12 protein-coding genes are annotated in these 13660 nt (G+C 59.8%); 7 read left to right on the forward strand and 5 right to left on the reverse strand.

The window, feature by feature from the left end; all coding sequences use genetic code 11:
• Positions 1–32: 32 nt before the first annotated feature.
• Positions 33–347: a 50S ribosomal protein L21 gene (gene rplU, locus K0P33_RS26995; RefSeq protein WP_003176051.1), complete on the reverse strand. Its 315-nt coding sequence runs from the start codon at positions 345–347 to the stop codon at positions 33–35.
• A gap of 239 nt (positions 348–586) precedes the next feature.
• Here rplU and K0P33_RS27000 point away from each other — a divergent pair, with 239 nt between their 5' ends.
• From K0P33_RS27000 to K0P33_RS27010, 3 genes are all read left to right on the forward strand, one after another.
• Positions 587–1555, forward strand: a complete 969-nt coding sequence (locus K0P33_RS27000; RefSeq protein WP_057724030.1) for a polyprenyl synthetase family protein — start codon at positions 587–589, stop codon at positions 1553–1555.
• A 197-nt stretch (positions 1556–1752) separates the two neighbouring features.
• Positions 1753–2094, forward strand: coding sequence for a zinc ribbon domain-containing protein YjdM (locus K0P33_RS27005; RefSeq protein ID WP_017254008.1), 342 nt, complete (start codon positions 1753–1755; stop codon positions 2092–2094).
• Between the two features lie 160 nt (positions 2095–2254).
• A complete protein-coding gene (locus K0P33_RS27010; protein WP_003194088.1) occupies positions 2255–2512 on the forward strand; it encodes a hypothetical protein in 258 nt (85 codons plus the stop codon).
• 147 nt (positions 2513–2659) lie between these two features.
• Here K0P33_RS27010 and K0P33_RS27015 read toward each other — a convergent pair whose 3' ends face one another.
• Complete coding sequence (locus K0P33_RS27015; protein WP_094949351.1) at positions 2660–3277, reverse strand: FKBP-type peptidyl-prolyl cis-trans isomerase; 618 nt, start codon at positions 3275–3277, stop codon at positions 2660–2662.
• Positions 3278–3382: 105 nt separating this feature from the next.
• Positions 3383–4606, reverse strand: coding sequence for an OprD family porin (locus K0P33_RS27020; RefSeq protein ID WP_094949350.1), 1224 nt, complete (start codon positions 4604–4606; stop codon positions 3383–3385).
• Between the two features lie 183 nt (positions 4607–4789).
• On the opposite strand from K0P33_RS27020, the gene K0P33_RS27025 reads away from it, so the two are divergent.
• The 4 genes from K0P33_RS27025 (at position 4790) to K0P33_RS27040 (ending at position 11157) form a co-directional block, all read left to right on the forward strand.
• A complete protein-coding gene (locus K0P33_RS27025) occupies positions 4790–5686 on the forward strand; it encodes a LysR family transcriptional regulator (protein WP_094949349.1) in 897 nt (298 codons plus the stop codon).
• 109 nt (positions 5687–5795) lie between these two features.
• Positions 5796–7223: an AbgT family transporter gene (locus K0P33_RS27030; protein WP_242152481.1), complete on the forward strand. Its 1428-nt coding sequence runs from the start codon at positions 5796–5798 to the stop codon at positions 7221–7223.
• 19 nt (positions 7224–7242) lie between these two features.
• Entirely contained in the window at positions 7243–9072 is a 1830-nt protein-coding gene (locus K0P33_RS27035; RefSeq protein ID WP_242156125.1) for a CocE/NonD family hydrolase, read from the forward strand.
• 165 nt (positions 9073–9237) lie between these two features.
• A complete protein-coding gene (locus tag K0P33_RS27040; RefSeq protein ID WP_094949346.1) occupies positions 9238–11157 on the forward strand; it encodes a methyl-accepting chemotaxis protein in 1920 nt (639 codons plus the stop codon).
• A gap of 640 nt (positions 11158–11797) precedes the next feature.
• Here the strand turns inward: K0P33_RS27040 and K0P33_RS27045 are convergent.
• Both K0P33_RS27045 and K0P33_RS27050 read right to left on the reverse strand, forming a co-directional pair.
• Complete coding sequence (locus tag K0P33_RS27045; RefSeq protein ID WP_094949345.1) at positions 11798–12166, reverse strand: glyoxalase superfamily protein; 369 nt, start codon at positions 12164–12166, stop codon at positions 11798–11800.
• Positions 12167–12195: 29 nt separating this feature from the next.
• Positions 12196–13659 carry a D-aminoacylase gene (locus K0P33_RS27050; RefSeq protein WP_242152483.1) on the reverse strand — a complete coding sequence of 488 codons (1464 nt, stop codon included), beginning with the start codon at positions 13657–13659 and terminating at the stop codon, positions 12196–12198.
• Position 13660 lies beyond the last annotated feature (1 nt).

A 13660-nucleotide genomic window follows, 5' to 3' on the forward strand; every position in this document is an offset into this window, starting at 1 on the left:
GTCAATTCTCCTAGTGAGGAATTAGGCTGAAATTAAGCCTGAATACCGGTGATTTTGATCTCGGTGTACCACTGGCGGTGGCCCATACGCTTCATGTGGTGCTTACGACGACGGAACTTGATGATGCGGACTTTATCGTGACGACCTTGGGAGATCACTTCAGCCACAACGGTAGCGCCAGCAACAACTGGAGCGCCGATGTTCACGTCATCGCCATTGGCGACCAACAGAACGCGATCAAAGGTAACGGATTCGCCGGTAGCGATTTCCAGTTTTTCGATCTTCAGGTATTCACCTGGGGCGACCTTGTATTGCTTGCCACCAGTAACAATTACTGCGTACGACATGGTATTTCTCCGATAATCCTGCTCACCCAGCGCTTTATAAGAAGAGGTATTGGCTGGCATGGCTGCATGGGATGGACGTCCCGAATGCAATTGCGTAAGGCAGGTGCTGCCCAGGAAGTTCAGGGTGCGCGATTGTACGCAAGGTAAATGGGTGTTGCAAGAGGCCGTCTATCGCGCCTTGACACTCGAAGGCCTGGGTCCTAGCATGCCGCGCAACCCTTCTGGAGCGACTGTCGCTGATGCAACCCCAAGCTTTCTACCGCGCGGTCGCGGACGATTTTAGCGCCGTCGACGGCATCATCAAGCAGCAGCTGACGTCTAAAGTGCCGCTGGTCTCCAAAATTGGCGACTACATTACGTCGGCGGGCGGCAAACGCCTGCGTCCTTTATTAGTGTTGCTGTGTGGCAAAGCCCTGGGCCGCGAAGGCGATGACCTGCGCCTGCTGGCCGCCACAATCGAATTTTTGCACACTGCCACCCTGCTGCATGACGACGTGGTCGACATGTCCGGCATGCGCCGTGGTCGCGAAACCGCCAACGCCATGTGGGGCAATGCCCCAAGCGTGCTGGTAGGTGATTTCCTGTACTCGCGCTCGTTTGAAATGATGGTCGAACTGGGCTCGATGCCGGTGATGAAGATTCTTTCACAGGCCACCCGCATCATCGCCGAAGGCGAAGTGTTGCAACTGTCGAAGGTTCGCGACGCCAGCACCACCGAAGAAACCTACATGGAAGTGATTCGCGGCAAAACCGCGATGCTCTTCGAAGCCTCGACCCACAGCGCCGCCGCCTTGTGCGGTGCCACTGCCGAACAAGCAGAAGCCCTGCGCACCTTCGGTGATCACCTGGGCGTGGCATTCCAACTGGTCGACGACCTGCTCGACTACAAGGGCGACGCCGAAACCCTGGGCAAAAACGTCGGTGACGATTTGGCCGAAGGCAAACCGACCTTGCCACTGATCTACACCATGCGCGAAGGCACGCCGGAACAGGCCGCCTTGGTGCGCAAGGCGATCCAGAAAGGCGGGATCGAAGACTTGGAAGCCATCCGCGCAGCCGTCGAAGCCTCGGGCTCCCTGGAGTACACCGCGCAACTGGCGCGTGATTATGTAGCCCGAGCCATTAAGTGCCTGGAAGCCCTGCCTGCCAGCGAATACCGGGACGCTCTGGTTGAGCTGAGCGAATTCGCGGTCGCGCGTACGCACTGATTCGGCGCTGATTAATGTGGGAGCGGGCTTGCTCGCGAAGGTGGAGGATCAGTCAGCGATTTAGTCGCTGACACACCGCCTTCGCGAGCAAGCCCGCTCCCACATTTAGACCTTATTACCACTTCACGACCCCGCCCGCGCCACAAAACCCTATATAATGTGCGACTTTAGCCAATCCTGACTTTCAAGGAGCCTTAGTGAGCACGTTGCCACCCTGCCCAAAATGCAATTCCGAATACACCTACGAAGACGGCGCCCAGCTGATCTGCCCGGAATGCGCCCATGAGTGGTCCGCCAATGGCGAGGCCGAAGCAGCCGGCGATGAAACCGTGAAGAAAGACTCTGTAGGCAACGTCCTGCAGGACGGCGACACCATCACCGTGATCAAAGACCTCAAGGTCAAAGGTACGTCCCTGGTGGTCAAGGTCGGCACCAAGGTCAAGAATATCCGCCTGTGCGATGGCGATCACGATATCGATTGCAAGATCGACGGTATCGGCCCGATGAAACTCAAGTCCGAGTTCGTGCGCAAGGTCTGAACCTGCTGCATCCATCCCGCGCCCGCCGCGGGATGGCGTTTTGCCCTCTCCGTTGACCGAACACAATATCCACACAGAAAAACCCAGAAATTGCCAATAGGCACTTGCTATTCTACGAATAAGAATTATTCTCATTGAAACCCATCAAGGAGAACCACTCATGACTTATTTGATAGATGCCTGGCTGGACCGCCCACACCCTTACCTGCGAATCCTGCATCGGGAAACCGGGGAAGTCTGTGCTGTGCTGGAAGAAGAAGCGCTGAATGAACTGCAGGATCAGGGCGACCTGGACGTCAACGGCCTGAGTTCCAGTGAGCCTGGGGTGCTCAAGGAAGTGGTACGTAATTTGTTTCTGTTCTGCTATGCCCGAGCGTTGCGCCCGGCCACGGAGCTCAATGGCAAGTTCCATCCATGAACGACCACGCAAAACCTGAATGCACCGGCTCTATGTGGGAGCCAGGCTTGCCCGCGATATAGACGACTCGGTCAAACCTGCTACCGAGGTGATGCTATCGCAGGCAAGCCAGCTCCCACATGAAGCCGACGCCAGTGCTACCAGGCCTTACAGTACGTCGAGCAACTCGACGTCGAACACTAGAACGCTGTGCGGCGGGATGCTGCCAACGCCTTGAGCGCCGTAAGCCAGTTCGCTCGGCACGTACAGACGCCATTTGCTGCCGGCATTCATCAGTTGCAGGGCTTCGGTCCAGCCAGCGATCACGCCGCCAACCGGGAATTCTGCAGGCTGGCCGCGCTCGTAGGAGCTGTCGAACACAGTGCCGTCGATCAGAGTGCCGTGGTAGTGGGTACGCACTTGGTCTTCACGGCTCGGCTTGGCGCCTGTACCTGCAGTCAGCACTTCAAATTGCAGGCCGGAAGCCAGGGTGGTGATGCCATCACGCTTGGCGTTTTCAGCCAGGAAGGCAAGGCCAGCGCCGGCAGCGGCTTCAGCCTTGGCAGCCGCTTCGGCTTGCATGATTTCGCGGATAACTTTGAAGCTGGCCGCCATCTGCTCTTGGTCAACGCGGCTTGGCTTGCCGTCGAACGCGTCGGTCAGGCCGGCCAGGATGGCGTCAATGCTTACGCCCGGTGGCGGGTTGTCGCGCAGTTGGTCGCCCAACTGACGGCCGATACCGTAGCTGACGCGGGTTTCGTCGGTGGACAGATTAACTTCGGACATGAAGAGGCTCCGCTGTAGGGCAGCACGGTGTCCCGTGCCATCCAAAACTAAAAGGGCCAGCAGACTAGCACACAAGACCGGCCTCTTATCAGCCCCCTGCCCCGGCTACCAGAGTGCCAGGTCGTAAGTCAGGTAGAGCCGATAGTTGTCTCGGTCGCTGGCATAAGTCGAGCGGTAGGTCGCTTTGCGCAACTCCACACCCAGGCCTTTAAACGTGCTGCTCTGAACCACGTAGCGCAGATTGGTATCGGACTCCCATTCGCGCGCCTCACGCCCTTTGTAGTCGCCGTTTTGCCCCTTGTAATAACGGGTCATGAAACTCAAGCCCGGCAATACTGCGGCGAAATCGTAGTCGTAGCGCAGCATCCAGGTTTGCTCACCGGCCTGGATGAACTTGCCCACGCCGGCGTTACTGAAGGAGTACACGGTCGACACACTGGCATAAGGCAATGCCGTTTCGCCGCTGACCTTCTGATAACCGACGCCCAACGCCTGCGCGCCCAGGCGATAGGTGAACAGCCCGGTGAACATGTCACTGTCGACCTTGCCGTTACGCGCCGCCCCCGCCTCGTCACTCATGAAGTAGCGCAAGTCGCTGGTCAGCGTGCCACTGCCCACCGGCTGTTTATGCACAAGGCCGAAGAATTGCTGGCGATAGAACTCACGCAGTTCACCGTAATACCAGGTGCCACTCAGGCGCGGGGTGAAAGCATAAGTGGCGCCGGCGAAATCGAAGTCGCTGCCTTTTTTGCCGCTGTAGCCCTGTGGGTAAATAGCCACACTGTCGGTGGAGTTTCGCTGCTTGAATTTATCCAGGTGACCGGTGTGCAGGTACAGGTTGCGTATACCGGTGTATTCCAGTTGGGTGCCTTGGAAGGTCTGTGGCAACAGGCGCCCATCGTTGTGCACCAACACCGGAATCTTCGGCAGCAACGTGCCGGTTTTCACCACGGCATCGCCCCAGCGTATCTTCGCGGTGACGCCCAGGCTTGAGAACTCGCTGGCCGCGTGACCGTCGTCGTGCACCGGCAACAGACCGGTACCGGCGTGGGTGGGGCTGGAGTCCAGCCGCAGGCCTGACAACCCCAACGCATCGAGGCCAAAGCCCACCGTGCCCTCGGTGTAACCCGACTGCAGGTTGAGCAGAAAGCCTTGCGCCCACTCCCTGCGATCGTCGCCGCCGTCGCGGTAATCGTCGTTGAAGTAGAAGTTGCGCAAGGTCAATCGCCCCTGGGAATCCTCCCAGAAACCTTGGGCCAGCAGCGCCGGTGACAGGCTCGCCACCAAGCCCGCCGAAGCGATTTTGCCCCTCGTGAAAAACGCTCGCATAGCTGTTTCCTCAATGCCTGTTGTGATTTTTTATGGGCAGTTGCACCGCGCGACACACTGGACGACACGTCGCGTTGGAGCGGACACTAACGGCTCGTCCAAAGCCCCACAATGTTATGCGAGATGCGCATCAGGCTATGCGCAACGCACCGCTCGCCCCTCGCAACCGACAGGAAAACCACGGTGAATCTCAAGCAGCTCGAAGCCTTCAAGGCGATCATGTCCACCGGCTCGACCATCGGCGCAGCAACGCGCATGGGCTTGTCGCAATCGGCGGTCAGCCGCCTCTTGAGCCAACTGGAAGAGGCATTAGGTTTCGCATTGTTTCTGCGCAAAAAAGGTCGCCTGATGGCCACCGCAGAAGCGGAAGAGTTGCTGACCGAAGTCGCCGGCCTGGTAGACGGCATGCAGCGCATCCAACGCTTGGCCGACGAGATGCGCGTGGGCCGCTCGCGCAAGAGCCTGCTCAAGGTCGGCGTGCCTACCAGCATGACCCAGGAGCTGTTGCCACGGATCGTCGCGGATTTTCTCAAGAGCCATGACGACATCGTTGTCGAGTTGCTGACCGGCTCTTACGACATGATCGAGCGCGCCGTACTCGACCGCTCCGCCGACCTGGGCTTTGTGCGCTTGCCGACGGAAATCGCCGATTTCGACATCGAACCCGTGCTGGAAACCGAGGGCGTCTGCGTGATGCCCCTCGACCATCCATTGACCCGTCACACGTGTATCGAGGTGCAACACCTGCGCAATGTGCCGCTGGTGATGCTGGGCCGACAACGCGCGCTGCGGGCAGAGCTGAACCAAGTGTTTCGCGCCGCCAACCTCACGCCACAAGTGCGCGTCGAAGTGCACTCCGTGGGGGCGGCCTGCAGTTTTGTCGCTGAAGGCCTGGGCGTGTCGATCGTCAACGGCTTGCTCGCCAGCCACTTCCTGCATTTGCCAATCGTGACCCGGCCTTTTCGCCCGGCGCTGCCCTACTCGTTCGGCCTGGCCTATCGCGCCAATGAGCCACGCCCACCGCTGGTAGTCGCGTTTGCCGAGCACCTCAAACAGCGCTTGAACGCACAAAACGCATAGCCCGACCCGCCCTGCGCATAACGTTGTCGGCGCAAAAACTTTGCCCTAGTGTCCGCTCCACACGCGTCACTCCCCCATAACAAAAACGGCGAACGCCGGGGCAGCCAGCATGAGCGAATCACAGATCACCCCCACCCAGGCGGTGGCGGAAAAACCCACGCAACGCAAACAGATCAACCCGGCCATCATCCTGCTGAGCATTGTCTTGCTCGCCGTGGCGTTTACCTACGCGGTGAACTCGGGCAAGTTCGAGCGCCAGAACGGCCTGGTGGTACCGGGCTCCTATCACGTGCTGGAAAAGCACGACGCCCTGGGCCAACTGTTCTCACTGGAGCCGCGCAAGGCCGGCGACACGGTGGCCCGCCCGGTGTCACTGGTGGAAGGCTTCATGGCCATTCCCCAAGGCATCGAGAAACGTGCGGCATTGATTTTCATGGTGCTGTTCATCGGCGGCATGTTCGGCGTGCTTAACAAGGCCGGCGTGATTGACGCCGGGCTGGAGCGCCTGCTGGGGCTGACCCGAGGCAACATCTACGTACTGGTGCCGAGCCTGATGCTGGTGTTCTCCGCCGGCAGTACCTTCATGGGGCTGGCCAAGGAATTCATCCTGATCGTGCCGCTGATGGTCGCCATGGCCAATCGGCTGGGGCTGTCGAACCTGATCGGGCTGGCCATCGTCACCATCTCGGTGAAGATCGGCTACCTGGCGTCGATCTCCAATCCAGTGGCGCTCTCCGTCGCCCAGCCGATGGTCGGGCTGCCGATATTCAGTGGGCTGAGCATGCGCGTGCTTGCCTACTGCACTTTCCTGCTGGTGGGCATTGCCTTCGTGCTGTGGAGTATTCGCAAGCACGGTTTCGATGCGACGGCGCAGATCACGTTCGAGCGCAAACCACTGCCTACGCGCCACCTGATCAACCTGATCGTGCTGCTGACAGGTATCGGCTTTTTGGTCTACGCCTCCAACCGCTGGGCTTGGAAATACCATGAGCTGTCGGCGTTTTATCTGCTGCTGACGGTGGCTTTCAGTGTGATCGCCGGGTTGGGTGCGAGTGTCGCCGCCAGTGCCTTTGTCGATGGCATGAAAAAAGTGCTGATTGCCGGCGTGCTGATCGGCCTGGCCACCGCCGTGGAGATCATCCTCAGTACCGGCCAAGTGCTGGACACCATCGTCAACAGCCTGGCCAATCTGGTGGGCGACCATGGCCCGATTGTGTCGGCCTACGGCATGTTCTTCGCGCAATTGGGCTTGGATGTGCTGATCCCGTCCACCTCGGGCCAGGCCGCCGTGACCATGCCGATCTTCGGCCCGTTGGGCCAACTGTCCGGCGTCAGCCCGCAGACCACGGTGTTCGCGTTTTTGATGGGTAATGGCCTGACCAACATGATCACCCCCACCTCCAGCGGCCTGCTGGTGCTGCTGGCAACGGCCAATGTCGGCTGGGGCCAATGGGCACGCTACATCCTGCCACTGTTCTTGATCTACACCGTGCTGGCGATGGCGTTACTGGCCATTGCGGTCACGAGCGGGTACTGAGTCGATGAGTGTTTTCCCCATGCAAACCCTGCACAACCAAATGATCGCGATGCGCGATGGCATCCACCTGGCCACCGATATCTACTTGCCGGCAGACGGCGAAGGCCCGTTCCCGGTGGTCATCGAGCGCACGCCCTACGACAAGAGCAAGCCCTCGCGCTCGGAGAAACAGCTCGATGGCCAACACATCTCCCGCGAACAGATGGCGACGCGTTTTACTGAACAAGGCTTTGTCGCCATCTTCCAGGACTGCCGTGGGCGCTACGCGTCCGAAGGGCTGTTCACCAAATACACCGCCGAAGGTGAAGACGGTTTTGACACCTTGGCCTGGATCGTCCAGCAACCCTGGTGCAACGGCAACGTCGGCAGCATGGGCCTGTCTTACGCCGCCCATACCCAACTGGCAATGGCCTGCCTGCGCCCACCGGGCTTGAGCAGCATGGTGCTGGACAGTGGCGGATTCGCCAACGCCTACCAGTGCGGGATCCGCCAAGGTGGTGCATTTGAACTCAAGCAGGCCACGTGGGCCTTTCGCCAGGCCAAGGAGAGCCCGGCAGCACTGGCCGATCCGCAGGTTCGCCTGGCGCTGGAGCAGGAAGATATTCATCAGTGGTTTACGCGTATGCCGTGGCAGCCCGGCCAGTCTCCGTTGCGCCATGTGCCGGAGTACGAAGCCTACGTGCTTGACCAATGGGCCCAGGGCACCTTCAGCGAATACTGGCAGAAGTCCGGTATCTACGCCGAAGGCCACTACTCACAGTTGCCGGATATTCCAGTGCTGTTCATGTCCAGCTGGTACGACGCTTACGTCAGCTCCACCCTGGCCAACTACACCGCCTTCAGGCAAAACGGCACGGCACACCAGCGGCTGATCATGGGCCCCTGGCTGCATGGCGATCGCAACATCAGCCACAGCGGCGACGTGGAGTTCGGCCCTGCGGCCGTGTTCGATGGCCAGGTCGATCACGACTGGCTGAGTTGCCGCCTGGCGTGGTTCGAGCAAACCCTCAAGCCTTCGCCGCCGGCCACCGCGGCCAGTGTTCACGTGTTTCTGATGGGCGGTGGCAGTGGCAATCGTGACCAAAACGGTCGCCTGGACCACGGTGGCCGCTGGCTGCAATCAACGCAATGGCCACTGCCAGGCAGCCAGCCATTGACCTTGTACTTGAATGCGCAAAAGCAGCTGACGCGTAGCGCGCCCGAAGGCGTCGACGCGCACTTGAGTTACTTCGCCGACCCCGCAAAGCCGGTCCCGACCCTCGGCGGGGCGCTAACTTCCGGCGCCCCAATTTTTGTGGGCGGTGCTTTCGATCAACGTGAGCGCGCCGATTTCTTCGGCACCCGAGGCGACAACTGCCCACTCAGCGAACGCGATGACGTGCTGAGCTTTCAGACCGAGCCACTCGAGGCAGACCTGATTGTCGCCGGTAGCGTACAGATCGAATTGTGGATCGACAGCGATGCGCCCGACACCGATTTCACCGCCAAGCTGATCGACGTGTATCCACCGAGCGCCGACTACCCCGATGGCTTTGCGATGAATATTACCGATGGCATCCACCGCTGCCGCTATCGCGAATCCTGGGAGCAGCCGACGTTCCTCACACGCGGTAAGCGAGTAAAAGTACTGATCGAGCCCTTCGCCACCTGCAACCTGTTCAAACGCGGCCATCGCCTGCGCCTGGACATCTCCAGTAGCAATTTCCCGCGCTTTGACGTCAACCCCAACAGTGGCGAACCTTCAGGCCAGGCCAACCACCCGCGGGTCGCACATAACACCGTGCACATGAGCCCCGGTGCCACGTCTTGTCTGAGGCTGACCGTCGTGCCCAACGCCTCGGCACTGTGAGCCCGAAGGGTCGCCATTGCCACACGGCGATGGCGACCCCTCGTCACACCCGTAAGAAAAGTACTTCAGAATCATCGCTTGCCGCCGATACAGCGCTACACACAATTGGCTGGCTCAAACAACAACACCGTCCAGCAGACAGACATCACTCTTGCGGAGCATTCGATGAATAGCTGGTTCGGCAACATCAGCGTCAACCTCAAACTCGGCCTGGGCTTCGGCCTGGTGCTGGTCCTCACCTCGATCCTGGCCCTGACGGGCTGGACCAGCCTGGGCAGCCTGATCGACCGTAGCAACTGGATGAGCGACATCACCCAGCTCAACGCCTCGCTGACCAAGCTACGCATCGTGCGTTTGCAATACATGCTGGCCAACGGCGACGAAGCCGTGGCGCAGAACGTACAAACCAGCCTCGACGCCTTCGCCGCCCAGCAACAGACGCTGCTGGACAGCTTCAATAGCCCGGAAAACCGCAAGCTGCTCACCGACCAGAAAGCCGTCATCACCGCTTACCAACAGTCGCTGAACAAAATGCGCGAGGCCTACCGTAACGGCAACGCCGCGCGCCAGGTCATGGGCGACAAGGCCGACATCGCCAACGCCCAGATCGACGCCCTGGAAACCAATGTGCAGCAGATGCCCGACAGCCCGGAGCGCTTCACCCAGTACCAGGCCGTCACTCACGCCAAAGAAGAATTCCAGTTGGGCCGCTACGAAGTGCGCGGTTACACCAATAGTCCCAGTGCAGAAACCGAAGCCCGCGCCGCGGCACAGATTGAAAAAGCCATCAGTGGTTTGAAAAATCTCAGCGCCGCATTCGGCACCAGCCAACAAAGCGCTTTGACCTCACTGGAAACGGCACTCGGCGCCTATCGCAGCGCCGTACAAAGCTACAAGGCGGCCAACGCCAACATCGTCAGCGCACGCGCCGAAATGACCACCCAAGGTGCGGATATCGTCACCATCAGCGACAAGCTGTACGACATCCAGCTCGAACGCCGTGACGTTGAAAGCGCCCAGGCCCGTAGCCTGCAACTGATCAGCACGTTGCTGGCTTTGCTGGTCGGCATCATTGCTGCCTGGGTGATTACCCGCCAGATCACTCGCCCGATCCAGGAAACCCTGGCCGTGGTGGAGCGCATTGCCTCCGGCGACCTGAGCCACAACATCCAAGTGACCCGTCGTGATGAACTGGGCGTGTTGCAACAAGGCATCCAGCGCATGGGCACCACCCTGCGTGAATTGATCAGCGGTATTCGCGACGGCGTGACCCAGATCGCCAGCGCTGCCGAAGAGCTGTCGGCCGTCACCGAGCAGACCAGTGCCGGCGTCAACAGCCAGAAGATCGAGACCGATCAAGTCGCCACGGCGATGCACGAAATGACTGCCACCGTGCAGGAAGTCGCACGCAATGCTGAACAAGCATCGCTGGCCGCTGCCGATGCCGATGGCCAAGCCCGCGCGGGCGACAAAGTGGTGGCCGAGGCCATCGCCCAGATCGAACGCCTGGCCGCTGAGGTGGCGCGCTCCACCGACGCCATGACGCACCTGCAACAAGAGAGCAACAAGATCGGCAGCGTGATGGATGTGATCAAGGCCGTGGCCGAGCAGACCAACCTGCTGGCGCTCAACGCCGCGATTGAAGCGGCGCGTGCCGGTGAAGCCGGTCGTGGGTTTGCCGTGGTCGCCGACGAAGTCCGTGGCCTGGCCCAACGCACCCAAAAATCCACCGAAGAAATCGAAGGCCTGGTGGCGGGTTTGCAGAACGGCACCCAACAAGTGGCCACCGTGATGAACAACAGCCGCAGCCTCACCGACAGCAGCGTCGAACTGACGCGCAAGGCGGGTGTGTCACTGGAAAACATCACCCGTACGGTGTCGAACATCCAGTCGATGAACCAGCAGATTGCTGCGGCGGCCGAGCAGCAAAGCGCCGTGGCTGAAGAGATCAGCCGCAGCATTGTGAACGTGCGTGATGTGTCGGAGCAGACCGCAACGGCAAGTGACGAGACGGCGAAGTCGAGTGTGGAACTGGCGCGTTTGGGCAGCCAGTTGCAGCAGATGGTCAGTCATTTCCGGGTTTAAAAAACCAAAAAGCCGCCTCGATTTAAGCCGAGGCGGCGCCACTTCTCAGACCTTACAGGTCATCAAAGCTGTCCCGCAGGAATGTCCACACGTGATAAACACGCAGGGCATTCACTACGAGGTTCCACGTACGTCGTGCAAACTTAGACATACTCGGCCCTCCTTGAGTTGGGCCTTACCTCCAGCGCACTTACCGGAACACGTGAGCCTTCAGACGCAGGTCGATGCGTCCTTTGAGGTGGCCGGGCTAATGGCCCTTCCGCATCAATCCGGCACGGATTACTAGCCCGTAGCGGTCGGTCCAGAATTCGCGCGCATACCCGGCTCACCTAAAAAGCGACAAACGCAGAACGGGGAAGATCCTAACCAACATTCCCGTCTAAGGTGTGTCGAACAGTGGTCAAATATCCAGTATCGCCTGATAGATTCATCGCAAGCTTTTGCAGTCAAATCAAGCAAGAGAAAGGATGCCTAAAGTAACCATGCCGGCCATCATTCCGTCTTGCGTGATGACATGACCAACGGTAGTATCCGACTGCGGGTCGATGCGTCTTTTGAGATAGCAACCCCAGCCGCAAACTGGGTTTGCAATAAAAAACCGCCCTACTAAGGCGGTTTTTTATTGCCTGCAATTTACCCATCAGCCCTCGCCTTCCTCAACAAACACCAGCCGATTCCCAAACGGATCACTGATGCTCATCTCCCGCGAGCCCCACGGCGTTTCCTCAACCCCGGGCTTGGCATAACGGTAATCTTTGGCCAGCAACTGCTGCTGATACGCGTCCACCTCTTGCGCCTGAATCCGCACCGCCGACCCCGGCGAAGCATCGCCATGATGCTCGGACAAATGCAGCACACATTCGCCCAACGACACCTGCAAATACAACGGAAAATTCGCCTCGAAGCGATGCTGCCAGTCGACCTTGAACCCGAGGAAGTCGACGTAGAATTCCAACGCTTTGACCTCGTCGAAAATCCGCAAAATGGGGGTGACTTTTCCTAAGTGCATGGCGACAGCTCCGGGTATGAAAGCGCCCACTATAGAGACGAAAACCCACCACGCAAATCCCCATTGCGCGCCAGGAATCGCCCCGGCCGCTGACCATTGGCCTGCCCATCGCTGTAGCTCAACACCCCGTTGATCCACACGCCATCAATGCCCTGTGCCGCACGCTGGGGCTCTTTGAAATCCGCCACATCGCGCACACTCAACGGGTCGAACAACACCAGATCAGCCCAATACCCTTCACGAATTTCGCCACGCTCGGCCAAGCCAAAACGCGCGGCCGACAGCCCGGTCATTTTGTGCACCGCCGTGTGCAGCGGGAACAACCCCACATCTCGGCTGAAATGCCCCAGCACTCTCGGAAACGCGCCCCACAACCGTGGATGGGGGAACGGGTCTTCCGGCAAACCATCAGACCCGACCATCGACAGCGGATGCGCGAGGATGCGGCGTACATCCGCTTCATCCATCCCGTAGTACACCGCCCCCGCTGGTTGCAGGCGACGTGCCGCGTCCAGCAGCGAAACCTCCCACTCGGCGGCGATGTCCTGCAAATCGCGCCCGCCGACTTCCGGGTGTGGCGTCGACCACGTGATGGTGATGCGAAATGCATCGGTGACCTGCTTGAGGTCCAGCGTCGAGGAGCTGGCCGCGTAGGGGTAGCAATCACAGCCCACTGGATGGTTTTTTGCAGCCAACTCCAGCGACGCCAACAGCTGCGGACTACGCCCCCAGTTACCCGCGCCGGCACATTTGAGATGAGAAATAATCACCGGCACCTGGGCATGTCGGCCAATCAGGAAGGCCTCGTCCATCGCCTCCAGCACCGGTTCAAATTCGCTGCGCAAGTGGGTGGTGTACACCGCACCGAAGGCCGTCAGTTCCTCACTGAGTTGCAGCACCTCATCGGTCTCGGCATTGAACGCGCTGGCGTAGGCCAGGCCTGTGGATAAACCCAGAGCGCCGGCTTCCAGGCTTTCTTGCAACTGCACACGCATGGCGGCGATTTCATTCGGCGTGGCGGTACGGTGCAGATCGTCCATATGGTTGCTGCGCAGCGCTGTATGGCCGATCAACGCCGCAACGTTGACCGCCGGATGGGCACTTTCCACGCCAGCGCGGTAATCGGCAAAACGCGGGTAAGCAAAGGCCTCACGCTTGCCCAGCAGGTTCATCGGGTCCGGCGGATCTGTGCGCAACGTCACCGGCGAGGCGCTGATGCCGCAGTTGCCGACGATCACCGTGGTCACGCCCTGGCTGAGCTTGGGCAGCATCTGTGGGTGGCGGATCACCACGGTATCATCGTGGGTGTGCACGTCGATAAAACCGGGTGCCAAGACGCGGCCATTCGCATCGATTTCATGCTCGGCGTGCGCGGTCGCAAGATCGCCGATCGTCTCGATACGCCCGCCGCGCAGCCCTACATCGGCGACGTAGCCCGGCGTGTTGCTGCCATCAATGATCAGCGCCTGGCGAATCAGCGTGTCGTACTTCATA

Source organism: Pseudomonas sp. ArH3a (assembly GCF_022648765.1).
Classification (GTDB): domain Bacteria; phylum Pseudomonadota; class Gammaproteobacteria; order Pseudomonadales; family Pseudomonadaceae; genus Aquipseudomonas.

Bases quoted from the DNA above. Each gene is read 5' to 3' on its own strand.
- rplU (WP_003176051.1), bottom strand. From the start codon at position 347: ATGTCGTACGCAGTAATTGTTACTGGTGGCAAGCAATACAAGGTCGCC.
- K0P33_RS27000 (WP_057724030.1), top strand. From the start codon at position 587: ATGCAACCCCAAGCTTTCTACCGCGCGGTCGCGGACGATTTTAGCGCC.
- K0P33_RS27010 (WP_003194088.1), top strand. From the start codon at position 2,255: ATGACTTATTTGATAGATGCCTGGCTGGACCGCCCACACCCTTACCTG.
- K0P33_RS27015 (WP_094949351.1), bottom strand. From the start codon at position 3,277: ATGTCCGAAGTTAATCTGTCCACCGACGAAACCCGCGTCAGCTACGGT.
- K0P33_RS27020 (WP_094949350.1), bottom strand. From the start codon at position 4,606: ATGCGAGCGTTTTTCACGAGGGGCAAAATCGCTTCGGCGGGCTTGGTG.
- K0P33_RS27030 (WP_242152481.1), top strand. From the start codon at position 5,796: ATGAGCGAATCACAGATCACCCCCACCCAGGCGGTGGCGGAAAAACCC.
- K0P33_RS27035 (WP_242156125.1), top strand. From the start codon at position 7,243: ATGCAAACCCTGCACAACCAAATGATCGCGATGCGCGATGGCATCCAC.
- K0P33_RS27040 (WP_094949346.1), top strand. From the start codon at position 9,238: ATGAATAGCTGGTTCGGCAACATCAGCGTCAACCTCAAACTCGGCCTG.
- K0P33_RS27045 (WP_094949345.1), bottom strand. From the start codon at position 12,166: ATGCACTTAGGAAAAGTCACCCCCATTTTGCGGATTTTCGACGAGGTC.
- K0P33_RS27050 (WP_242152483.1), bottom strand. From the start codon at position 13,659: ATGAAGTACGACACGCTGATTCGCCAGGCGCTGATCATTGATGGCAGC.